The sequence below is a fragment of the Scytonema sp. NUACC21 genome, assembly GCF_054684315.1.
The window spans coordinates 253,665-278,329 of sequence record NZ_BAAFZH010000108.1; the positions used below are offsets into that span (position 1 = coordinate 253,665).

Below are 24,665 nucleotides of genomic sequence, written 5' to 3' on the forward strand. Positions count from 1 at the left end.
CTTCTCGAAAGCTCAATCTTTCAAGAGCTTCAGGAAAATATTAAATTAAATAACTATTCGATTTTTACACGATAGCTTCCCGTGATAGGTCGTGCGTAGTTACCCTTTGGGTCGTAAACCCAAGCCGTTAACTTACGATCTCCTGGAGGCATATCTTGAGTACTAATAGTAACAGACCAGCCCGAATTCAGGTATTGACTACCAAAACCACTAGCAATATCTTCTCTGGGTGACTTTGTTTTCGTAATACCCAAAGGTTTAGGCTGTGAACCATAGGTTATGAGAACCCATGTTGGATCTGGATCTCTTGACTGACGCACAGCCCAGCCCGATAGCATAATTTTCTTTCCTTTTTTCAGAGGTCTATCTGGCTTATTATTGCTGGTATCAACGAATCCGATGGCATCATTATCATCTTTATCAAGAAACTTGATATCTTTAAGATTTTTTACCTGTATGATGTCAGAACCTACATTAGTTTGTTTGATAGAACTGTCTAAAAATTTAACAGGAGTTAAACTTATTTCAATATTTGGTTTATATAAGATAGAATTTTGTGCAGAAAAACCGAATGATTGAATGTATGGCGGTAAATTTCCTTGGAAAAAGGATAAAGCTTCATTTTTATCAATAGGGAGATGACTCAAAATAACACCATTTTCGGCGTTTTCTGGAATAATCCTGTAGGAAGACATTTGACCATTTGCATAAGTCACATCCATCATGGCTGGCGGGCTTCTAAAGAGAGTTTTATAAATTTTCCCTATCAATGAATATTCGATTTTAATGCTAGCCCGTACCAAAAATCCATAATCAACGTCGAGAGAACGAGTCGCATCCCAGGGGAGAGAAAATTTCTCCTTAGCAGAGGAGGATGCACACATACTCACAGGACGTTTTTCTAGAAGTAGGAAGTTAGGAATCTTGGCTGTAGATACGAAATTAGGTATCTCTGAAGACAACCTGTAATTACAAAAAATATTAAAGAATGTTTCTGGTTCATCAAAGAAAGGATGCCTGTTATCAATGGCAACAAATTGATAAATAATATAATCTCGAAGATTTTGTAATAAACTTTGTGAATTTTGTTTGTCGAGAAAACTCGTATAAGCTGAATAAGATTGAAATATAGGTCTTGGTTGCCAATTTAAACGGTTGGCTTCTACTAGTGAAATTTCCCATGGAACAATATCTATTGGTTTCTTTTTGACTATTTCTAGCAATTTTTCAGGTAGTTTAATTTCAGAAAAGTTCCTTTGACTGCTTGCATTGATTTGCTCTCGTGTTTGATTCAAATTGAGTAAAGACGTTACATTATTCAATACATGAGTAGGTTCTAACTTTGATAATGCTATTGGTGGGGAATCTATAACTAACAAGAAGACTGATAAAGTGTATAAGTGTATTAATACAGCCAATACTTTACTAAAGGTTCTTTTCAGTTGAATAATGCATAGGGCAACGACAAGCGGTGTCACGCAAAAAAAGTAGAAAATGTGTCCTTCATCTTGTCGTACATAGCCATGCTTAAAAGCGAGAAATAATGTCAAAGATAAAGCTAGGGGTAAACTGAGATTTCCTTCTTGGGCTGTTACAAAAAAGAGTATTAGTATCAAAAATATTTGAGAGAAGGCTAATTGTAATTCCCATTCAGGACCCACTAGACTCATAGCGCTAGAGTAACCAGAGGAAATTTCCCATGAACCTTTTAGATAGGCTGTTAGTGAAGGAAAAGAATAATGAACTAAAGCCAAAAGACCTAGGCTGTAACATAGGTAAAAGAGAGTTCTACTTAATTTGATAGAAGTTGTTTGACGACGAGTAAGGGCTCCATAAGCTAATTGAATACTTAAGGCTAAAAAACATGATACAATAAGAAATATTAGACTTTTGATAAAGTTAATCGTATAAGTCTTAGAATTTAAAAGTATAAAAGCTGTTGAAGCGATCGCCAATAAAGCTTCTATGAAAAGATAACAGCTATTTCTGATATCTGATTTTAATTTGACAGATTCGTAAATTTTGCCTGCAAGTAGTAAAACAAGAGACCCAAAAGTATATATGCCTAATGTAAACTTAGTTAATAAACAAAAACCTGCTGAGATACTAAGACCTAAAACCCAAAATCTTGTAAGGTTTTTATTTTTCCAGATTGAATCAAAAGAGAGAATAATTAAAAATATAAATAATATTTGATATTCAGGTACCAAAGGTAAAACTTTTAAATAGGCTGCTAAAACGCTAGCACCTAAGGAGAGCTTTAAAACATGATTTTTCAGCGTTAATATTCTAACTACAGTCACTGCACATAAAGTAAAGTTTAGCAGCAGACGAAATGCTAGAATATCCCAAAACCTATTCTCTGTAACGGAGCCTTGGATCAAGTAACCAAAAGGCCCGTAGGTGAATATAATGTCTTTGCCAAAAATCAGGCTTCTTTCTGTTGCTTTACTCAGTGCATAAAACCATGAAGAGTCTAAGCCTGTACCTATAGCAGAAGGCATTGAGATAAAGGACAGGAAACAATAAACTCCCAAAAACACCCAAATTAGATAAACTAAAAAATTAGGGAGAGCCAAAATTTTCTTTTGAATTGGCATGCTAGTAGAGAAAGGCTAAAGTATAAAGGATAAAGGATGAAATTAAAAGGCTTACATTGTAAGCTTTGGAACAATTTACAATAGTTGCCTTATTTACGCCGACTTGTACTAGTTGTTTTGTTTTTCTTTACTTTGTAATATTGTGAGTACCATTCAGCTTGTAAGCAAATCCTGATTTAGCATCAAATGCCCATGCATTTATATTGGTCGAGACAGTTGGTAGCTCATTGATAGAAAATGACTTTTGCCATCCTGTTTTGATATATGCATTATTGTTTAAGCTTTTAGCCACGTCATCTCTGTTAAGTTTTAGATTATCTGCAACTAACGCAAAGATATTTTGACTTCCATTCGGGTCATCGTAAGTGAGAATTATAGCATCAGCCGGTTCACTTCGATAAGGCAACCGTGCCCAACCAGAAGCTACATATACATCCTTATCTGCCTTTGTTAAGGTATCGAACCATCCATAATCTTCTCGTGTTACTTGTTGAGTGGGGATGAGACCTTTAATGTTTCGGCTCTTAATTAAACTTGGTTGTAATAAACCTAGACTATCAAGAGAAGTGGCTGTTTTGTGGAGAAAAGTAAGATCTATGGGAGCTATTTTCTGTGTTATACAATCTTGTTGTGGCAAAATATTTATAAATAGCAAGCAAGCCTTACCTTCTAATCGAGATGTTTTTGCGTTGCTCATTTCTCTAATTCCTAGGTTGAAACTAGACAGGTGTAAAACTAATAAAACACCCAACAAGAAAAATAGAAATTTGTAGTAAATAGACTGGCTGTCTAAATTATATTTTTTATCCTTTCGAGAATCAATAATAATTATTATTAAGTGAATTAGTGCTACAGTTAAATACAAGGAAAAGGTCGTATATCTGGGACTAAGAGACTGTTCTACTCCAAAGCCAACTCTTCCAGATGTAGTTATCATTCCACTTATAATCGTATACATACCGATAATAAGCCAACACGCCACAGAGTTTAAGAAAACAGTATCCTTTCTCTGAAATAGAGTATAAACAGATGAAAACAAGAAACCTAAGAAAAGTGTTAAACCTACAATGGTTGTAGCTGTTAAAGTTTCTATGAAATTTACCCTTCCAAGGGGACTACCTAAAAAGGAGAAAAAATATTGAATTGCTTTTAGGGGATTTACAAGTGCTTCCGTAAATTTGGGATGTGCTGCTGGTTTATGATAATTATAAAAATAAAAAGCAGCATTCATTGCAAACAACAATAACCATCCCACAGCCAATTTGATATTTTTGTTACTGAGCCAGCTACTACCTGATTTCAGCAAGAGAATAGGTAAAACTAGAAGCCAGCACAGTATGCCATTTGCGTAGGAGAAAGTGCTAATTGTGCAAAGGCACATACAAACAAAGAACTTTGTTTTAATCCTGGCGTTAGAATAAAGAACGAGGAGACAAGATGTTAAGCAGACTATTGGGACAAACACAACAATTTGTATGCCCCATAACCAGTTTTCAGACTGTATGGGACTAAAGATGAGAAAATTAGAAATAGCAGCTATAAATAACTTCTTATTTGTACTGCCAGAAATTGTACGTTGAGTTAAACAATAAATGTTAATAGACACCAAACAGGCAAGTAAAAAAATGATTAACATTTCATATTTCACGTTCCAATGGGTTAGAAACCCTACAGAAAGAAATATTAATCTAGGAAAAAATTTTCTACTTTCATTATGTTGTGCAATTAAATCATTAAAGCTAAGAGTTCCATTACTAGCTTTCTCAAACAGAGGAGCAATGTGCCACTGATCCCAAAAAGGAACGTTAACCCCATATTTTAGAGTCATTATTCCGAGTAAGAACGCTGGAAGAACAGCTAGAAAAAATAGAAAAATTTTCAACTTATTATCGCTAGTAGATGCGTGAATCTTATTAAGAGTCATTTTTTCAGGAGATGTATTAGTCATTTTTAAATCCTATTTTTTCGTCTATTATGTAGTAAGGTCGCTGTTTAACTTCATCATATATTCTGCCAATATACTCTCCAAGAATTCCCAGAAAGAAAAGTTGAATTCCACCTAGAAAAAAAGTTGATGTTAAGCCAAATGCCCAATTTAAAAATGCTTGATTTAAAAAAAGTTTAAAATATAATCCTATTAAACCTAATACAAAGGCAAATATGGCAGACACTAAACCAAAGATAGTAGCTATTCTCAGAGGAACAGTAGAAAAAGAAAATATGCCATCTGCTGCTAGCTTGAATAACTTGGTAACGGTTACTTTTGGCTCACCGCGATATCTTGGTCCACGTTCTACCAGAACACCTGTCTGTTTGAATCCTGCATAAGCTCTCAACCCACTGATGTACTTATTTTTTTCTGGCATAGAACGTAAAGCCAGAACTACCTTTCTATCAATAAGAGAGAAAATACCAGCATATAAAGGAACTTGTAATGATGAAAGGGATTGCATAATTCGATAGAATAAATTAAAAGATATCCTTTTTAATAGTTTTTCTTTTCGTTTCTGCCGAATTGCATAGACCACCGCATATCCCTGTTTCCACTTTTCAACGAAAGTCAAAATTGCTTCAGGAGAATCTTGTAAATCTCCATCCATCATGACTACAGCTTCTCCCTCAGCAGAGTCAATACCTGCTGAAAGACTAGACTGATGACCAAAATTTCTTGACAAATTGATAATTTTCACTTCTGAATTCTCATGACTTAATTTTTTTAAAATTTCAAGAGAATTATCATAACTTCCATCATTAACGAATATGACTTCACTCTTGCCATCAAGTTGACGCAATACCTGTGAAAGCCTATACCACAATTCAGGAAGAATTTCTTCTTCATTAAAAATTGGTATGACAATAGAGTATTTAATTTTATCTATCACTTTTTTCTCCTTCGCTCAAGATTTGTTGATAAAATTAATGTTTGGAAAGAACCGCTTCCTTAGCCAGTAACAAATGTTTAGGTACGAGGTCTTGATTATCAAACACTCTACAGAATCTGGCGTAAGCATTTTTGGCCAACTGCGAAGATAACTCAGGTTCTTTTAAACACGTCCAAAGAGCATTTGCTAAGGCTTTTGGATTCCCCGGTTCCACAAGATATGCATGATGTCCATCATTGACTATCTCAGGAATCCCGAATACGTCAGTACTAACTATTTTTAACTCAAAAGCCATTGCTTCTAGAACCACTCTTGGGAAAGATTCTTCAAAACTCGCACATACAAAAATATCGCTCAACACATAGAAGTCATAAACCTCTTTAGTCTCCTCAACAATTTTTACATTTTTAAGTTTAAGTTCATCGATCTGTCGCTTGAGTAAGTTCAAGTAACTGCTGCTTCGAGAACCTACTATTAAACAAGTGATGTTTGCAAACTGGTCTGGACAAATTGTCTTCAATTCTTTTAGAGCTTCGAGAAGAATATGTTGACCTTTTCGTTCACAGGTGGTTCCAATTATTGAGATAACTATATGGTTTTGATTGATTCCATGTTTATCCCGCAACTCTGATTTGCTGTGAGAACTACGAAACTGCTTTATCTTTTGCAAATCGAGCCCACCAGGTATTGTACGGAAATGTCCTAGAGTATCAAATTGATGAAAAATTCTGCGTGTTGCGTCAGCTTGGAAAACAACCCTAGTCGCATTTGACAAACAATCAGGTAATAGTTTTTGCATAACTTCTTCAGATGCAGCACCAAAAAAGCTGTTGATACTCATACTTACACTTTGGCTTTCATGGATATGCCAAATACTTGGTAAGTCGAACAGTCTGGCTAACTCTACACCCCAGAAGGTAACTAACGTGTTACACACAACTAAGTCAAAAGAACTCACCTCAAGGTTCTGTCCCATTTTCTTGAGTCGTTTGTGGAACTTGTCTATACCTTCTCCAGGCATTGGTAGTGGCTGCTGGATCGTTTTGACAGGAATATTTAGCTTTTCATATTCCTGTCGTAAAACTCCATCGGAATGAGAGATGACCTGTACTTCGCAGTTACCTTCACAAGCAAAGTAACGGGCATAAGTATAAACAATCAGACTTGCACCTTCAAGATTGAGATTGTGAGTAATAAATAATACTTTTAATTTTGATATTCTATCCGCATGGCAAAAATGGTGCGGATTGACAGACATTAGCATGCAGTTGATGTCTAAACTCTCATTAAAAAAGGTGTCCGTAAAATTTTTGTATTTCTCTAAAAAATTTACGTGTTCTTTCGGGTTGTACTTGTTGCCTCTAGAAGCGCTAGTTTTATGTATGAGAACTGCTTGAGGAGTGTAAACAATACGTTTTCCAGATTGAAGAACTCGCAGGCAATAATCTACATCGTTATACTCCACTGCAAAATTTTCTTCATCAAACCCACCCATTTCTCGGTACAACTTTGTTGAGGTCAGCAGACAAGCCCCTGTAACCGCTGAAACATTTCGCGCAGCATGAGGTAAACAGATATAGCCGACTTGGTCTTTATGTAAATCCTTAAACAAGTGATCTGCCAATCCACCATGAGGTCCAACTACAACACCAGCATGTTGGATGGTTAGATTGGGATACAATAACTTGGCTCCCACTACTCCTACACCATCTATTGACATCCAGCCAATCATTTCCTCTAACCAACCTGCTTCTGTAGCTTGAATATCGTTATTGAAGTGCAACATATAGGGTGTATCTACGTACTCAGCACCCACATTCATTAAACGAGCGTAATTAAAAGAATCTTCTTTTCGCTTTGCGTGAATAACTCGACATTGCAACACATTATCTTGTTGCAATTTCTTGAAATATTTGTGGGTGGCTGCTTCTGTAGAAGAGTCATCTACTATGATTAACTTGACAAACCTTTTATCTACAGTTTTTTCCAAACTAGATACGCACTTTTCTAAAAGGTCAACCCTATCTCTTGTCGGAATGACAATTGTTACAGGGTTTTCTGCTAATAGAGAATTATCCCACTTAAGTTGGTACAAACACAAACCATGCTGCTGAGCTATCGCAGGCAAAAATGCTTTTGCTCTGAGACCCCTACGTTGAATTGCATCTTCTATAGCACGATAAGCACTATCAAAAACATACTGCTTTTGGGTACCACTAGAGGCTGTGCTTCCTGCATGAGTTCGCCAATGGTAACAAATATGGGGAATATGCTGAATTTTATCTGGTGTCGTCTTTTCACTAACACGCAAAAATAAATCTAAGTCTTGTGCTCCCTCAAATCCCTTTCGCATCCCTCCCACCTCTTCAATTAAGGTTCTTCGGATAATCGTCAGGTGGTGAGTATAGTTGTGAGCGATCGCCATTTCCTGGCTCCACTTTCCTTTCATTTGTGGATCGCAGTGCTGTCCGGAATCGTTGATTTTATCCTCATCTGTATAAATCCAATCTACTTCTGGATGATTGCTGACACACTCAGCAATGTGCAAAAGTGCATCTATTGGTAAGATATCATCGTGATCTAATAAGGCAACGTATTCACCTGTGGCAATTTCTAATGCAGAATTAGTTGCCTCCACTATATGACCGTTCTTCTGTCTAAACACTACTTTGATTCTTGAATCTTCTGCTGCGACCTGTTCCAATATTTCTCGAACATGGGGTTCAGAAGAAGCATCATCAGCAAGGCATAATTCCCAATTTGAGTAAATTTGGTTTCTCACTGAGTCAATCATTTCTATGAGAAACTGTTTGGGTGTATTGTAAACAGGTATGACAATACTGATTTTGACACCATTTTTCTCTAAAATTTTAGCATCTTCTGTCATGCGAGCAATTAACTTTGGTGTCAAATCATTCATCTGAATCCATCTCTGAAATGGCTCTTGCATCTGCCAGGGATGAATAATATTTGAATACTCGATCCCTGCATTTTGAACACCTTGAATTTGCTTATAATGCCGTCGGAGATAATGAATCAGTAAAGAAGGAGAAAGAGGTAATCTTCCTGTCCGATAAGCCTTTATTGCTTTAACTGCAGCAGTTTGCAAAAATAGTAAGGAATTAACGCGATCGCGCTTCGGTGTATTTGGAGCTTTAACTTCAACCTGTCGCCCAAAACAACAAACTATTTTTCCATCTTCCAAGATTGCCCAAATTTTTATATCTACTTTTCCAGTATATTTAGTACTTAACAAAAGAGTTTTTTTGAATCCAGACAAACCAGCTTCTACCACATCAGGGTATGATGATGCTACATCTGGACGAGACATTCCATATTCAAGAATTTCTTCTGGCTGGTTATTTTTCACTAAAATTAAAGAAGCAATTTTTCCACTTCTGCTAAAAACCCAACCCGAAACTAGTAATGTTCCATTGGCATTACTCTCAATGTAGTTTGGTGAGTCTAAATGACCCTGCAATTCTCCACTTGGAAATATTTCTGAAAAGGTAGAGCTTTTGACTTTTAGCAAGCTCCTACTTTTCCTAATTACCTTAACGACTAATCCTTTAAACTTCTGAAGCAGCTGAATGGAAATCGATGGATAGCTTGCCATAATGTTTAATATCTAAAAAGAGTAGCTAGGTTGGATTAAAATGTAAGAAAAATGTGTGTTATGACGATAGACTGAGTCAGGTTGATGGAATTAATCACATCATCGCTCAACTAGGCTTACTCATTTGCCTTACTCTCCCAAGCTTTCTCAATGAAATCAACGGTGCGATCGATAGCATCATGGGGTACGGCATTGGGAATAATGACATACCCCTTATTAATCCAAAAGTTGAGGAGTTCTGCCTGTTCTCCATCGATCCAACCTCCATCTAATCTGGCTTGAACTTCTTCACAGGCATTCGCCATATATGTCCAAAGATCACCAAATTGACTTCGGTACTTGGCTGCGTTCAAAAGCATAAACTTCCCCCCACCACATCCTTAAATTATTTTGCACCAAAATTGATGTTCCTAATTCACTCGGAATTTTTTAAACCTAAAGATTTTTTGAATTTAAACCAGACTGTTCGTAATTTCCAAAACTTACTGCTCTCCATTGCCTTAATTCTGTCTCGGGCTTGTTGTAATTCAATTTCTCTATCTTGACGCTGTTGTATATGGCATTGAACAAGCTCCAATTCAGCCTGTCTTTGTTGCAATTGTGAATGAGTTTGCGCTATTTCGTTTTGTGTTTGTTGCAATTGTTCATAAGCCTTGAGCAGTTCTGTCTGTACCGTTTGTAAATCCGAATTAGACTGAGCTAATTCTTCTTTTGTCAGTTGAAGTCGTAAATAAACTTGCGCTAATTCTTCTTGTGTTTGTTGGAGTTGCGAATGGGCTTGCGCTAGTTCTGTTTGTGTTTGTTGAAGTTGCGAATGGGATTGCGCCAGTTCTGTTTGTGTTTGTTGGAGTTGCAAATGGGATTGCGCCAGTTCTGTTTGTGTTTGTTGGAGTTGCAAATGGGATTGCGCTAGTTCTGCTTGTGTTTCTTGGAGTTGCAAATGGGATTGCGCTAGTTCTACTTGTTTTTGTTGGAGTTGCGAATGGGATTGTACCAGTTCTGCTTGTGTTTGTTGGAGTTGCGAATGGGATTGCACCAGTTCTGCTTGTTTTTGTTGAAATTCTAAATCCGATTGTTCCAGTTCTACTTGTTTTTGTTGCAACTGCAAATGCGATCGCCCCAGTTCTGCGTGTACTTGCTGCAATTCCAACTGCGATCGCTCAAACTCTACTTGAGTGTGTTGCACGTGACGTTGCATTTGCTCCAGGCTTGCCAAAAACTGCTGCCTTTCAGCATACAACTTTTGTAACTCCGTATAAAATTTTTTAAATATATCATCAGAGCCATCGATATATATTGAATCAATATTGTGTTTTGTTACAGGCTGTTCATCTGAACATACAGCAATAAAGTAAAGCGGTGATTCTAAGGGATAAATTCTGTGACTGACATCATTAATACTCCCCGTATATGCCTTAAAACTACTTTCCTTGTCATTTTCAGTAGAAAATATAAAAGAACCTACAGCCAATTTTTGACCGTAAATTTGCACGTACTTAAAATGCTGACTTAACAAACATATAAACTCTTCATAGTATAGCTCTTTAATATGAAAAGGATTCTTATAGTTTGGTTCATCGGAATAAGTTAAGCGATTGGGAGACGAAATAATAAGTACGCCCTCTGGCTTCAAAACTCTCTTAATTTCCAGCATCATCTCTTGGTGTTTGTCATGATGCTCAATAGTTTCAAAAGATGTGACAACTTCTACTGAATTGTTTGGTAAGGGTACGGCATCGCACGAGCCCACGATAAACTTAAGATTGTGGTAGTTGCTATACTCCTGTGCGGCATAGTCTATAGCTTCAGGGCTAATATCCACTCCTATCACTGATTGGGCATATCTTGCCAGTAATGCAGAACCATACCCTTCGCCAGAAGCTATATCCAGTACTTTTTTCCCCTGAATAAATTCTATACATAGAGCATATCTATGTAAATGTTCGTACTTAATTTCACCACCGAGAGAAGGAACGTATCTCTCACCCGTAAATTCCATAGTTTTAATGTATATATAATTACTTAACTGCGACTAATGCTTGAGCAGAAGGATACTCAAGAGAGAAAATCCGGCACTCTTGAAATCTTGTTTGCATTACATACTTCCATGCATCGCAGCCAAACTCCGTATAAACTAAAAAATCTGCCTGATTTTCTCCAGCACCATGATAGCTTGGAGGTAGACCTTCTCTAAAGAGGGTTAACCTATCAACAATTATAGGTATGGTGAAAGCACAGTAGCCCCCTGGCTTTAAGACTCTGTAGCACTCCGATAAACCTCGAACTGGATGTTTGATATGTTCTAAAACATCGGAATGAATGACCAAATCAAAAGTCATATCCGCAAAATTAATGTTCATCATATCTATCTCCGGATAGACTTTGAGGTAATGACCTGGTATTTGGGTTAAAAATTGAGTTAAACTACCTGCTTCGTTAATTTCTAATATCTGTAAATTTTGGAGCTTGCTTTCTTTAACAAAATCCTTAAATAACCCTTTATAACCAAAGCATTTCATAAGGGAGACAGACAAGGCTATTGAACGTAAATTAGAATTACATTCTGTACAATGCAGCCCTTGCTGCCTGTTTATATATTCTACTTCATGGTGCCCTATGCGCCATTCATCAATTAATTCTTTCCACAGAACATTTTGTTCCTTAAAGCTTGTAGAACCGCAACAATAGCAAATCATTTCATTAAGGTATCCACAGATAATATATCGGAGCTAATAAAAGTATCCACAGCGTGAGAGACTTTAACGTCAGAAAATCTGATAAAACCAAAAGTTAAATCTGTAACTCCTGATTCTAATGCCACAGGATGTTGAATCCAATCCATCATCTCGTGATTTTCTTGACTACCATTTGCAATCGCCGGCTCAAGAGAATAACTATCGCTCTTGATGTGAGGCCACTTTATTTGGAACGACACGCTAATGAGGTCGTTTTTTTTAAACTGGGGTAGTCGATGCTTGTACTGTGTTGTATTCCAACCAGCTATAGCAACCCTTAACCTGTCAAACATCATAATGCCAAAAATTGGGCTATCGATTTCATCATGACTAATAATTTTTGCTTGAAGTACTAAAATATCATTAGGCATAACAAAACCGATTTTTTGCCCTTGGGAATTTAAAATATCCAAGCTAATAATTTCACAACGTCCCGTACCAAATCTTTTCACATTGGGATATGACAAGTAAGATTGTTCCGTAAATGGATTTCTCTTCACATCTTCAGAAGAATTTGGTTGAACTTCCAAACAGACCTTGAGATCTTTAGCAAGATCCTCATCTATTGGCGAAGATTCAAGGGAATCATCTGACTTTTTCTTAATTCCCTCATTAATTTTTTCATATATCCAAGCTTGATATGATTTACTCACATCTATCGGCAACCCTCGTTCAACAACCTGACCATCATTAATCCATATTGCCTCAGAACAAAGGCGAGTGACTGAGCCAATGTCGTGAGAAACAAACAAAATTGTTCCTCCAGAATTCTGAAAATCTTTTATTTTCGCCATACAGCGGTGTACAAAAACTCCATCTCCTACCGATAAAGCTTCATCCACGATTAAAATCTCAGGATTAACATTAATTGCTACAGCAAAAGCCAAACGGACAAACATCCCGCTAGAGTATGATTTTACTGGTTCATCAATAAAATCTCCTATTTCTGCGAAGGCAGCTATTTCATCAAACTTATCTTCAATTTCTTGTTGATTTAACCCTAACAATCTCCCATTAAAAAATACATTTTGCCGTCCGGTAAACTCCGGATTAAATCCGCTACCCAACTCCAGCAGTGCCGACACCCTACCCTTAACTTTTACCTCACCAGTCGTAGGTGTTAGAGTCCCGGCAATAATTTGCAGTAACGTACTTTTCCCAGAGCCATTTCGCCCTACAATCCCTATGGTTTTTCCCTTAGAAATTTCTAAATTAATATCCTTCAGTGCCCAAAACTCATCAGATCTGCTCTTTCCTGGTAACAACAGTTCCTTAAGCCGATCTACAGGATGAGCATACCGCTTGTAGCACTTGGAAACATTATTCAGGGAAATTACAATTTCCTCGCTCATGCTCGTGCTATTAATCCTTAAAACTTACACACCACTATACAATTTTTCATCTTTGCTGAAATTGTTCAGCCAAAATCACAACTCATACCATAAACGGCTTCAGTCTAGCGTCATCATGAATATTAATATTAAATTTTACCTGTCCATACTGCTTTCAAACTTACAGGACATCAGCAAAAGCAGGTTGCAGACGCTTGTAAGACCACAAACCACCGTAAAACACGGCGATTGCAACCAATGAAGCAACTTCCCATTCTCCCCAATGCTTTACTTCTCCAGCTAAAATTAAGTCGCGGTAAACTTCTGCAATAGCTGTCATGGGATTGAACCAGAAAACATAAAACCGCCATTGTTCTGGTATTGCTGATGCTGGATAAATAATAGGTGTCAAATAAAACCAAAGGTTTAAAATGACTGTCAAAGTTTGCGGTATATCGCGCAAAAACACTGTTAGCCCAGCAACAAAATAACCTAACCCTGCTGTTAACAATAGCTGCGGCACCCAAACTAACGGTAGGAGAGCTAGGGTTATATGCAAAGTATGAGAAGTAAGCGCTACAAAAAAAATTAACGCTACTAAGCCAAAAGAACTCTCAATAAACGCTGATAAAATTGGCACTAGTGGTAACAAGGCAAGAGGAAACACGACCTTCTTAACCAAATTTGGTTGTACAATCACAGACGTCGCTGCCTGCAGTAAACCATTATTGAAAGCAATCCAAGGTAATAATCCAGCAAATAGCCACAAACCAAAGGTAAAATTATTATCTGGTAAGGTTTTCAGGTTGACTTTCAGCTTGAGCACAATTGAAAACACATACACGTAAATTAGTAACTGTGATAACTGATTCAACAAAGGCCATAAATTACCTAAAACAGAGCCTTTGTACTTTGCTTCTAAATCGCGCCTTACCAGGGTTCTCAGCAAGTCGAACTTTACCCACCAGATTTCGCTAACAGGCAGTACTCGCCTCAGTCTCCCTACCTTTCGTACTACTCCTCGCATTGTTTGCAACAAGTTCAGCTTCCTCGCTCACTACCTACACACCAAATTCCTTTCAATGAAGCTTACTTTCTATGAAAGTTCCTGTTTCGTAAACTATTGTCTCATGTGGAAGGCAAGTTATCCGGATCGATTCTTTAAGAGCGTTAATACTGGTTGGTGCTTGTTGGTTGGTGGTTAATTAGTGGATAGTGGTTATCACCCTTAAACCGCTAACCACTATCCACTATCCATATAATCCCTACTCCCTGTAAGTACCAGATTCAGCTACACTGATTTTTGGTTTATCGTTTTGTAAACTAGCATGGAAATTGGACAAAAGGTTAAAGTCTTTCGTTTGCGCGATCGCGTTTCGCCCCCTATTGCAAAAAGGCTTGGAAAAGTCGGTACAATTGAAGCTTTCAAAATGACCGATGGTAGCGGCGTTGGAGTTGTGGTGAAATTTGAGGATAATTTTGCCACGTGGTTTTTTGAAGACGAACTCAAAGTTATGCCGTAGAGGGAACTCTTTTCCTGTTAGCTTGATGGCGCAGATGCCCTCTTGTGAGGGCAAGCCATTGGTATTGCTAACTTAGGGGGAAGTGGGTAGCGGTACGCCAGTGCTAAGTTGGAGTTGAAAAAATCGGTGGTATAAGTAGGAATAAAGTAATGTCCCTGATATTGACATTTTTAGGCAAGGGCGGTACAGAACGCACAAAAATAGCGATCGCTGCGGCTAAATTACTAGCAAGCCAAGGCAATCGCGTACTTCTAGCAGGACAACCAGAACCAACACTGCCAATACTGCTAGATACAACCCTAGGTCCCGATCCCCAAGAAATTGCTCCCAATTTGCAAGTCGTGCAATTGAACGCAGCAGTGCTTCTAGAAAGAAGTTGGGAGGACGCGAAAAAATTTGAGGCGCAATATCTCCGCACGCCAATACTAAAAGACACTTACGGTCAAGAACTGGCAGTTTTACCAGGAATGGATAATGCCCTTATCCTAAACGCCATTCGAGAGTACTATGAGAGCGGCAAATATGACGCGATCGTCTACGATGGCACGGGGGACACTACCACCTTACGGATGTTTGGAATGCCTGAGTCTATGAGTTGGTACATCGGGCGATTGCGGCAACTGTTGATCAATTTCAACATAGGAAAAACAATTTCCGAATCCCCCTTAATTCAATCATTTCTTAGCAGCTTCTTAAACGCTAGCTTGGTAGCAGATAACTTCTCACAACCCATAAATAAAGTCAATAATCTCTTAGACAGAGGAAAAGCAGCCCTTGCCGATTCCAAAAAAGTGGCTGCATTCTTAGTGACTACCGATGACCCTTTGGAAATTGCAACAGCCCGCTATCTCTGGGGTTGTTCCCAGCAAATCGGTTTAGCTGTTGGGGGTGTGATTCACGTCTCATCTGATACAACTAACAGCCTAAGAGAAGAGTTTTCTCCACTCTCAGTCAGTGTTGTACCCGACTTAAAAGCAGGTGACTGGCAACCTCTGGTAAATGCTCTACCTAACTTTATAGAGCAAACCGCCACAGCTCCAAGACCCATTGAAATAGATGCCAACTCCCGTCAAGTACGCTTATTTCTGCCTGGATTTGATAAGAAACAGGTCAAACTTACCCAGTACGGGTCAGAAGTCACGGTAGAAGCAGCAGACCAACGACGGAATATCTTCCTCCCGCCTGCCCTCAGTGGCAAATCTATCACTGGCGCGAAGTTTCAAAATCATTATTTGATAATCTCGTTTTAGGTATCAGGGAATGGTTAATAGTTAGTAGTTAGTAGTTATTTGTGACAACCAACCACTAACGCCTAACTACTAACAAATCCCTACTCTCTATTAACAACTACATTCTATGCCTGAATTAAGTCCCATTACCCCAGACCCAAATTCGCCTCAACCAGTAAACACCGCAGTACCAATAGAAGAGGTTAAAGTTGCCGAACGCAGTGCAAAAACCAGGCAATTGCTGGGTATGAAAGGTGCCGCGCCTGGGGAAACTGCAATGTGGAAAATCCGCCTGCAACTGATGAAGCCCATTACCTGGATTCCTTTGATGTGGGGCGTGGTTTGCGGTGCAGCTTCTTCCGGTCATTATGTATGGACATTGGAGAATTTCCTAAAGTCAGCAGCTTGTATGTTGCTGGCTGGTCCAATTATGGCAGGCTATACTCAAACTTTAAATGAGTATTACGATCGCGAAATTGATGCCGTCAACGAACCCTACCGCCCAATTCCCTCCGGCGCAATTCCTTTACCTCAGGTTGTTACACAAATTATAGTTTTACTGATTGCTGGCATCGGACTGGCATTTATTCTAGATGTTTGGGCAGGTCATGATTTCCCAAATATCACGGTGCTGGCTTTGTTTGGTGCTTTCGTTGCATACATTTACTCTGCACCACCTCTGAAACTCAAACAGAACGGTTGGTTAGGTGGTTATGCCCTTGGTGCTAGCTACATCGCATTGCCTTGGTGTACGGGTCACGCTTTGTTCGGTACACTCAATTGGAAAGTTGTGGTTTTCACAGTGGTTTATAGTTTGGCAGGTTTGGGTATTGCCATTGTCAATGACTTTAAAAGTGTTGAAGGCGATCGCCAGTTCGGATTAAAATCACTACCTGTCATGTTTGGTGTAACCACAGCAGCTTGGATTTGCGTGATTATGATTGATGTTTTTCAAGCAGGAGCTGCTGCATATCTCGTTTACCTCCACGAAAACTTATACGCAGCTATTCTTGTCTTGCTCATTATTCCACAAATCACACTCCAAGATATGTACTTCTTGCGCGATCCATTAAAAAATGACGTGAAATATCAAGCAAGTGCCCAACCATTTCTCGTTTTAGGCATGCTTGTGGCTGGTTTAGCCATTGGTCATGCTGGTATTTAATTTATCCCTCTCTAGCGAGAAGTTAAAAATCAGGTGTGAAAATAAAGTGAGGAGTTAAGAGCACAGTCAAAAGTCGAAAATCAAAAGAAATTTTACTTGACTTTTGACTCTCCAACTCCTTATTTCTCATTCATAATTTGTACAGAGACTTGCCGTGTTGCTACTACTGAATCAATTATTTCACGCAATTCAACCTTTTATAGTACCTGTTTGCTTTTCCTGCGCTTGGGCGTTAACTTTCATCGTAGTTTGGAGTCTTTGGACAGCAGCGAGAGACAGTTTGACAACAGCAAAGCAAATGCATCAAATTCCCTGTTCTGGTTGCCAGTATTTTACGGGTGATTATCGTCTTAAATGTACTGTCCATCCTTCTATTGCCAATACAGAAGAAGCTATAACTTGTTTGGACTATCAAGCAAAAACTAATTCTTTGCTTTATTAAAAATGGATAGTGGATAGTAGTTAGTAGATAGTGGTTACAACAACTAACCACTAACCACTAACCACTAACCCATTTCTAACAAAACTTTTAAAACACCTTTTGTTTGAGCTCGTTCAAAAGCAGCAAGCCCTTCCGTAAGTGGATAGCGAGCATGAATCAAAGGTTTTACATCCACTTTCTCTTCGGCTAAAAGCTCAAGTGCAGGCGCAAAAGAACCGCAACGGGACCCGATAAGAGTGATTTCGTCTACGACTAAAGAAGAAGCATCAAGGCTGAGTTTACCAGCGTAGGTACTTTTGAGTACTAGAGTACCTCTTGGACGCAAAGCACGTTGAGCGATCGCAAACCCTTCTGAATTACCGGTACACTCCACTGAAATATCAAAAGCTTTATCAGTCACGGCATCACGCAAGCCAGTTTTAATACCTCGTGCCTCCAAATAAGCAAGTTTATCTTGATGACGCCCAACGACTAAAAGGTCGCATCCAGTCAAAGCTAGTGTTTGGGCTACCAATTGTCCTAGCTTGCCATCTCCAACAACCAGCACCCGGTTATCTGAGTGTAACTGTACCTGCTGCTGAATTTCCAGTGCGGCTGCTAAAGGTTCGGTGAAGGTTGCAATTTCTGTTGGAACATTATCGGGAACGAGGTGTAGGTTCTCTACAGCTAAACAGAGATAATCAGCAAAGGCTCCATTGCGATTGACGATGCCAAGAACAGTACGGTTTTCACAATGAGTGGGTTCTCCTCTCAAACAAAACCGACATTTCCCGCAAACAGCATTTATTTCTCCGACAACTCGCCGATTGACTAAATGTTGCGGACCTTGTTCAACAACACCGACAAATTCGTGCCCTAAGATACCACTGTACGGGTAGTAACCTCGTTTCAATTCCAGATCTGTGTTACACACACCAGCACACAAAACACGTACTAAAGCTTCTCCTACTGGTGCTTCGGGAATCGGGATATCAGTACGTAGTTGAAGCTGGTTGTTTTCGAGCCAAAGTCCTTTCATTATTCTTTATAAAAGCGAGAAAAAAGTTAGTGTCACCTATATAATTGAGGCAGGAGAAATAAGGATGCTGCTATTGTATTTTATAAAAAATTTCTAATGTGGGTTTTTCTCCTGCCAAACTCCTGTACTGACTCTAATTTTAAAGAAATAAGCGGCGGTTTTGCGTTGTGAGCGAAGAAGAATTTACTCAGTGTATCCTTATTATCTGTCAGCAGATAGAGGCAATGCACAACTATATTATGTTGTTGCCAACACAGCAACGGGAAGTCTTAGCTAAAGACATAGAGAAGATTACCACCTCTGTTGGGAACCTCCAGTTAGTTCAAGAGGAAATGCAGGCTAGCTTAGAAGCAATGGAGGTGATTGAGGAAGAATTGCTAGGGCAGAATCAGTATTTAGCAGAAGAAAGTCGGCGTTATTATGACCTGTTCCACTTTGCACCTGACGCCCATTTACTAACAAATACTAAAGGAATGATTCTGGAAGCTAACCGCGCTGCGGCAGAATTATTCAACGGCTGGCAGAACTACCTCATTGGCAAACCAATAGTCTATTTTGTGGCTGAGACAGAGCGTTCGGTCTTTCGGGCAAAATTGAACCAGATATTACAGGTATATTCTTCCGTGCAAGAGTGGGAAATAACTATGTGTCCCCTTGGCGGTCAACCTTTTGATGCTTCGCTTTTGGTAGCACCTGTCTGCGACTCTTCCGGGTCACTTGTTTCCCTACAAATTGCTATACGCGATGTTACTAAGTACAAACGGGTGCATTTACAACAATTCCAATCAACAGCGAGCCAGCTGCCTTTGGCAGCAGCTGTAGGAAGCCCTCTTTTCCTTGATGGGTTGCGGGTACTATTTGTCGATGATGAAGCCGATGCCCGCGAGTTTATTACCACAGTTTTGGAGCAAGAAGGGATATCTGTAACAGCAGTTGCAACAGTTGCTGAGGCACTCCAAGAACTGGAGCGATCTCGCCCCGATGTGTTACTCAGTGACATCAGGATGCCCGATGAAGATGGCTATGCGTTGATTAAGAAAGTACGGGCACTGGAGGCTCAAAAGGGATGGCAAATTCCCAAGGCTGCGTTGACAGCTTATCTTGCAGAAGACCGAGCAAAGGCAATAAAAGCAGGTTTTCAGTCCCACTTGCACAAACTTGCTGAGCCAACAGAGTTAGTTGCAATGGTTGCACAACTTGCTGGGCGAAGCTACCGTTAGTTCAATAATGGGCTATTATGGGCGATCGCAAGACCGGGCGCACGATGGATTATCTGGCTCTCTATCAACATTGCCTGGAGTCAGTTTTCAGTTTAAGGCAGGAGAAATTTTATGAGCGGGAACGGGAAATCCTCAGCCACAGACTGGCTCAGTAGCGGCGGTGAAATGAGCAAATTGATTCGCTCTATGGACTGGTCAAAGACGCCACTGGGTTCGATTGAATCTTGGCCGCAAAGTTTGCGAACGGCGGTCAGCCTCTGTCTTGCCTCCAACTTACCAATTAACATCGTTTGGGGATCTGGGCGCGTTCAGATCTACAACGATGGCTATTGGCCCATCTGTGGCGACAAGCACCCCCACTCAATGGGACAGGACTACAAAGAATGCTGGCTCTCCGCCTGGGATGCGGTTGGGGAACCCTATGAGCGTGCCACTGCAGGAGTTACTGCCTTCCTGGAAAATCGGCGGATGTTCCTGGATCGCAACGGCTACCTGGAAGAAACCTTCTTCACGTTCTCCCTCAGCCCCATCCGCGATGAAACGGGCGGTGTGGGTGGGCTGTTTCACCCGGTCACAGAAATGACCCAGCAAATCCTAACAGAACGGCGGCTCAAAGTGCTGCGTGACCTGGTAGAGCGCACCGCCGATGCGAAGACCATCGAAGAGGTTTGTCGCTTGAGCGCCCAAGCCCTTGCGGCTCATGAACTCGATTTGCCCTTCGCGCTGTTCTATAGGCTTGATACGGACGGCAAACAGGCGTATTTAATGAGCATGACTGGGCTAGCTCCGGAAAGTGCGGCTTGCTCAACGGTTGTAGATTTAGAGACATCGCCAGAACTTTGGGCACTCGCAGATTTGGCGCAATGGTCTCCGACCGATCGAAAGTCATCCGATCCAGTCCGACAGGTCGATGACTTGGAACAACAGTTCGGCTCACTTCAGTGCAACCCTTACCCGGAATGCGTTCGGTCTGCTATTGCCATTGCCATCACCCTGCCAGGGTTAACGCATCCGTGGGGCGTGTTTGTTGCTGGGGTAAGTCCCAGGCGGGCGTTAGATGAAGCTTACCAAACGTTTTACACGTTGCTGGGTAAATCAGTGAAAACGGCGATCTCCAATGCCTATGCCTGTGAGGAAGAACGCAAACGAGCTGAAGCTCTAGCAGAACTGAACAGAGCCAAAACGACTTTCTTCAGCAACGCCAGCCATGAATTTCGCACACCGTTAACTCTGATGCTGGGTCCTGCCGAAGATGCTTTAACCGATCGAGATAATCCCCTTTCACCGCATCAACGACAGCGCATTGAAATGATGCAGCGCAATGGGTTGCGTCTGCTGAAGCTGGTCAACACCCTGCTCGCTTTCTCGCGCATTGAGAGCGATCGCGTTCAAACCGTTTACCTGCCGACCAATCTAGCAACCTTTACGGCTGAACTCGCCAGTATGTTTCGCTCGGCGAGCGAGAAGGCAAATTTGCGCTTGGTGGTTGATTGCCCTCCCCTAGCTGAACCAATCTATGTCGAGCGCGAAATCTGGGAAAAGATTGTCCTTAATCTCCTTTCAAACGCTTTCAAGTTCACCTTTACGGGTGAGATTATCGTTCGCCTGCATCAAGTCGGCGATCGGGTTGAGCTAGCGGTACAAGACACGGGCATTGGCATTCCCTCTAAAGAAATCCCGCGTCTGTTTGAGCGGTTCCACCGGGTAAAAGGGTCACAGGGACGCACGTTTGAAGGATCTGGTATTGGCTTATCACTGGTGCAGGAATTGGTAAAACTGCATGGTGGAACCGTTCAGGTCAGCAGTGTTGAAGGGGAAGGCAGTTGCTTTAAAGTGTCAATTCCGACCGGATGTGCCCATCTTCCCCCTGAACGGATTGGGGTAACTCGTACCATTACCTCAACAGTAATAGGAGCTTCTCCCTACGTGGAGGAAGCATTACAGTGGCTGACCCAAGAGGAGAAGGGGATCGGGGGAGGGGGAGATGAGAATAATTCTACCATCTCACGCCCTGACCCTCTCATCTCCTCACCCTCAAGATCTCGCATTTTGCTGGTCGATGACAATGGTGATATGCGTGACTATATGAGGCGGTTGTTGAGTGAACGCTGGCAGGTAGAAACTGCTGCCAATGGTGCAATCGCCCTCAATTTACTCCAACAACAACTCCCCGATCTGGTACTGACGGATGTAATGATGCCAGAGGTAGACGGATTTCAACTGCTGAAGGCGCTGCGGGCTGACCCAGTAACCAAAAGTATTCCGATTATTCTGCTATCAGCACGGGCAGGAGAAGAAGCAACGGTCGAAGGACTCCAAGCGGGAGCAGACGATTATTTGATCAAACCCTTCTCAGCCCATGAATTGATGGCGCGGGTGGAGACGCAACTGCAAATGTCACGCCTGGGCTTTGAGCAATCGGCAAACCGCTTGCAGGATGAGTTTTTAGCCACAGTTACCCATGAACTGAATGCCCCCCTAGCTGCAATTCTCACCTGGGCACGCTTGTTGCAGACGAAGCCGTTCGAGCGCCCCATGATGTTACGGGCTTTGGAGGCGATCGAGCGCAATGCCAGCAATCAGGCAAAGCTGATTGAAGATTTATTGGATGTCTCCAGCATTTTAGCTGGCAAACGCAGCTTGAATCGTCAGCCCGTTAATATGGTTTTCATCATTGACGACGTGCTCAATACTCTGTATCCAACGGCTCAAGCAAAGGCGATAGCTCTTGGATATGAGATTGCCGATTTTGGATTGGATTCGGACAACCCAGCCTCATCAGGAGTTAACTCCAAATTCAAAACCCAAAATTCACAATTTACTGTCAAAGGAGAACCCAAGCGCCTCCGACAAATTATTGCCAATTTGCTCTCCAACGCCATCAAATTTACACCACAAGGCGGAAAAATTGCAATTCAACTGTCACTAGTCAGCGCTCAACAGTCAGTCGCTAGTGGTCAAGAGGAACAACAAACAACGGACAAATTCGCTCAAATCCAAATCAAAGACACAGGCTGCGGAATAAATGCGGATTTTCTCCCCTATGTCTTCGATCGCTTCCGTCAGGCTGAGGTGCCAAGCCGTCATTCACCAGGGGGTGTGGGAATTGGACTGGCGATCTCTCGTCAACTCGTTGAACTGCATGGAGGTACAATCGAGGCAGCGAGTCAGGGAAAAGGGCTTGGGGCAACATTTACCATCAAGTTGCCGTTGTCAAATTAAATTGTGGAAACCCTCGACCCTCAAAGAAATTTTTGTACGCTACATCAAGACGTTTAACGTTTTGTTGCAACACAGTAGAATCGATATTCGCATACCAGGGTCTAGCCTGCTTAAGTATCGGTAAACTGGTTATCTGAATATCTCCTGCACTTCTTCGAGGATTTTTAAGATTTCCCTCTTTATTTAGCTTTCCATCTTTCCATGGGAACCCTGTAGCACCATTCTTGCTAACAAAACACGTTATAGGACAAGCTTCAGATGCCGTTCTAATATCGCAATAGTCCCCTTGAATGAATTGCTGATTACCTACCGCAATCCTATCATTCAAGCACCAGTTGTAATGACTTCTGAGCATATCAACCCAGTTGTCCATTTTTTCAGATTGAGACTTATTAGGACGTAGCTTATACACGTAGTTTGTTAGCAAGTTTTACCACCTCCTGTTTTATTTCGTGCTATAGTTGGTCTGTCAATTTCATTATATATAGGTCTGTAAGACTTGACAACTGCTTTACGCCGAGAAAGACACTCTGTTTCTGACCTAAAAGTTCATTTGGTCTGCATGACGAAATACCGTAGGTCTGTATTTACAGGCGAAAGTCTTGCATTAATTGAAGAATCATTCCGTGATGTAGCAAAAAAGATGGATTTTCAAGTACTCGAATTCAACGGCGAAGCCGACCACATTCACGCTTTAATCGAATATCCTCCAAAACTCTCAATCTCTCAAATCGTAAATTCCTTAAAAGGTGTATCTAGTCGTAGGTATGGAAAAGCTGGATTTAAAAAGCCCGATGGCAAGGATGCTCTTTGGAGTCCTAGCTATTTTGTCTCTTCTGTGGGTGGAGCACCAATTGAAGTTCTTAAAAAATATATCCAAAATCAAGAAAAGCCGCTCCTTTAGGACGGGGTTTTAAACCCATTTTTTTCGATAAATGATGAAATTTGACTATATTCTGAACGAAGTTTCGCAATATCTGCTTAATTACCAAAGCCGTAACTGCTATGCAAAGACCTCAAAGAGAAACCCCTCGTCCTGTAAACTTACTCTCAGAAAATCAAGCGTTGAGTAGACTAGCACGGCAATTGGTAACTCAGCCGGAAATGATGCTCCAAACGACGGTTGACACTGCACTAGAGTTATGCAACGCCGGAACCGCAGGACTCAGTTTGCTTAAAGTGTTGACTAATGGAGAAGAAATCTTTCGCTGGAATGTATTAGCAGGCACATTGTCGCAGCATATAGGCGGCAGTACACCCCGCAACTTTAGTCCCTGTGGAGTTTGCATAGACCTTTTGAAGAACGTCAAGAGCAATTACTAGCTATATTTATACTTCCATTGGTATCTGCATTTATTGTTTTGCCAGTGGAAGTTTTGTACAGCCCGCGCTTAATTCGCTTGTGAAGGGCTTGAGCTGGGTCTACGATCGCCCGTCACCTAGTAGAACTCCACAGTGGCACCATCTGCCGAGAGCCCTTGAGTTGGGCAGGGCGCGACTCTTACTGTTAATTTACCTGCGATTGGTGTTAACCTTGAAGAAATATCTTAATAAATTATTAAGCTTTCATATAACAAAGAATATGCCGTACAATACCTTGTCAAATATTTTGCTTCCACTTTTTGGAAATACAGCTTTAAGTAGAGTCAGCACTTGAGCGATAAAACTAACCCTTCCCGGTA

At 40.7% G+C, this 24,665-nt stretch carries 19 protein-coding genes; 8 read left to right on the top strand and 11 right to left on the bottom strand.

Annotated elements, in window-relative coordinates; translation table 11 throughout:
* Positions 1 to 53: 53 nt before the first annotated feature.
* From ACYRY3_RS41630 to ACYRY3_RS41670, 9 genes are all read right to left on the bottom strand, one after another.
* Complete coding sequence (locus tag ACYRY3_RS41630; protein WP_460207702.1) at positions 54 to 2,600, bottom strand: hypothetical protein; 2,547 nt, start codon at positions 2,598 to 2,600, stop codon at positions 54 to 56.
* A gap of 127 nt (positions 2,601 to 2,727) precedes the next feature.
* Entirely contained in the window at positions 2,728 to 4,548 is a 1,821-nt protein-coding gene (locus ACYRY3_RS41635; RefSeq protein ID WP_460207703.1) for a hypothetical protein, read from the bottom strand.
* Positions 4,541 to 5,482, bottom strand: a complete 942-nt coding sequence (locus ACYRY3_RS41640) for a glycosyltransferase family 2 protein (protein ID WP_460207704.1) — start codon at positions 5,480 to 5,482, stop codon at positions 4,541 to 4,543. The genes ACYRY3_RS41635 and ACYRY3_RS41640 overlap by 8 nt, the downstream gene beginning before the upstream one ends.
* A gap of 34 nt (positions 5,483 to 5,516) precedes the next feature.
* Positions 5,517 to 9,098 (bottom strand): glycosyltransferase, encoded by a 3,582-nt coding sequence (locus ACYRY3_RS41645; protein ID WP_460207705.1) that lies wholly within the window; start codon positions 9,096 to 9,098, stop codon positions 5,517 to 5,519.
* A gap of 116 nt (positions 9,099 to 9,214) precedes the next feature.
* Positions 9,215 to 9,457, bottom strand: a complete 243-nt coding sequence (locus ACYRY3_RS41650) for a hypothetical protein (protein ID WP_460207706.1) — start codon at positions 9,455 to 9,457, stop codon at positions 9,215 to 9,217.
* A 56-nt stretch (positions 9,458 to 9,513) separates the two neighbouring features.
* Positions 9,514 to 11,097, bottom strand: a complete 1,584-nt coding sequence (locus ACYRY3_RS41655; RefSeq protein WP_460207707.1) for a class I SAM-dependent methyltransferase — start codon at positions 11,095 to 11,097, stop codon at positions 9,514 to 9,516.
* 19 nt (positions 11,098 to 11,116) lie between these two features.
* Positions 11,117 to 11,794 carry a class I SAM-dependent methyltransferase gene (locus ACYRY3_RS41660; RefSeq protein WP_460207708.1) on the bottom strand — a complete coding sequence of 226 codons (678 nt, stop codon included), beginning with the start codon at positions 11,792 to 11,794 and terminating at the stop codon, positions 11,117 to 11,119.
* The gene (locus ACYRY3_RS41665) at positions 11,791 to 13,185 is read right to left on the bottom strand and encodes an ABC transporter ATP-binding protein (RefSeq protein ID WP_460207709.1); all 1,395 of its coding nucleotides are present in this window, start codon (positions 13,183 to 13,185) and stop codon (positions 11,791 to 11,793) included. Before ACYRY3_RS41665 ends, ACYRY3_RS41660 begins: the two co-directional genes overlap by 4 nt.
* A 160-nt stretch (positions 13,186 to 13,345) precedes the next feature.
* Positions 13,346 to 14,191: an ABC transporter permease gene (locus ACYRY3_RS41670; RefSeq protein WP_460207810.1), complete on the bottom strand. Its 846-nt coding sequence runs from the start codon at positions 14,189 to 14,191 to the stop codon at positions 13,346 to 13,348.
* 301 nt (positions 14,192 to 14,492) lie between these two features.
* On the opposite strand from ACYRY3_RS41670, the gene petP reads away from it, so the two are divergent.
* The 4 genes from petP (at position 14,493) to ACYRY3_RS41690 (ending at position 17,523) form a co-directional block, all read left to right on the top strand.
* Entirely contained in the window at positions 14,493 to 14,687 is a 195-nt protein-coding gene (petP, locus tag ACYRY3_RS41675; protein WP_460207710.1) for a cytochrome b6f subunit PetP, read from the top strand.
* A 149-nt stretch (positions 14,688 to 14,836) separates the two neighbouring features.
* Positions 14,837 to 15,937 (top strand): Get3/ArsA fold putative tail anchor-mediating ATPase NosAFP, encoded by a 1,101-nt coding sequence (locus ACYRY3_RS41680; protein ID WP_460207711.1) that lies wholly within the window; start codon positions 14,837 to 14,839, stop codon positions 15,935 to 15,937.
* A gap of 106 nt (positions 15,938 to 16,043) precedes the next feature.
* Positions 16,044 to 17,081 carry a chlorophyll synthase ChlG gene (gene chlG / locus ACYRY3_RS41685; protein WP_460207712.1) on the top strand — a complete coding sequence of 346 codons (1,038 nt, stop codon included), beginning with the start codon at positions 16,044 to 16,046 and terminating at the stop codon, positions 17,079 to 17,081.
* A 154-nt stretch (positions 17,082 to 17,235) separates the two neighbouring features.
* On the top strand, positions 17,236 to 17,523 hold the full coding sequence (locus ACYRY3_RS41690; protein ID WP_460207713.1) for a hypothetical protein: 288 nt from the start codon (positions 17,236 to 17,238) through the stop codon (positions 17,521 to 17,523).
* Between the two features lie 64 nt (positions 17,524 to 17,587).
* Here the strand turns inward: ACYRY3_RS41690 and ACYRY3_RS41695 are convergent, their stop codons facing one another.
* Positions 17,588 to 18,541: an MDR/zinc-dependent alcohol dehydrogenase-like family protein gene (locus tag ACYRY3_RS41695; protein WP_460207714.1), complete on the bottom strand. Its 954-nt coding sequence runs from the start codon at positions 18,539 to 18,541 to the stop codon at positions 17,588 to 17,590.
* A 167-nt stretch (positions 18,542 to 18,708) separates the two neighbouring features.
* On the opposite strand from ACYRY3_RS41695, the gene ACYRY3_RS41700 reads away from it, so the two are divergent.
* The gene (locus tag ACYRY3_RS41700) at positions 18,709 to 19,761 is read left to right on the top strand and encodes a response regulator (protein ID WP_460207715.1); all 1,053 of its coding nucleotides are present in this window, start codon (positions 18,709 to 18,711) and stop codon (positions 19,759 to 19,761) included.
* A gap of 111 nt (positions 19,762 to 19,872) precedes the next feature.
* A complete protein-coding gene (locus tag ACYRY3_RS41705; protein WP_460207716.1) occupies positions 19,873 to 22,983 on the top strand; it encodes an ATP-binding protein in 3,111 nt (1,036 codons plus the stop codon).
* Here ACYRY3_RS41705 and ACYRY3_RS41710 read toward each other — a convergent pair.
* The gene (locus ACYRY3_RS41710; RefSeq protein ID WP_460207717.1) at positions 22,961 to 23,410 is read right to left on the bottom strand and encodes a helix-turn-helix domain-containing protein; all 450 of its coding nucleotides are present in this window, start codon (positions 23,408 to 23,410) and stop codon (positions 22,961 to 22,963) included. The genes ACYRY3_RS41705 and ACYRY3_RS41710 overlap by 23 nt on opposite strands.
* A gap of 72 nt (positions 23,411 to 23,482) precedes the next feature.
* On the opposite strand from ACYRY3_RS41710, the gene tnpA reads away from it, so the two are divergent.
* Together tnpA and ACYRY3_RS41720 are read left to right on the top strand one after the other, a co-directional pair.
* A complete protein-coding gene (gene tnpA, locus ACYRY3_RS41715) occupies positions 23,483 to 23,887 on the top strand; it encodes an IS200/IS605 family transposase (protein WP_460207718.1) in 405 nt (134 codons plus the stop codon).
* Between the two features lie 101 nt (positions 23,888 to 23,988).
* The gene (locus ACYRY3_RS41720) at positions 23,989 to 24,306 is read left to right on the top strand and encodes a hypothetical protein (protein ID WP_460207719.1); all 318 of its coding nucleotides are present in this window, start codon (positions 23,989 to 23,991) and stop codon (positions 24,304 to 24,306) included.
* Positions 24,307 to 24,665: the final 359 nt, after the last annotated feature.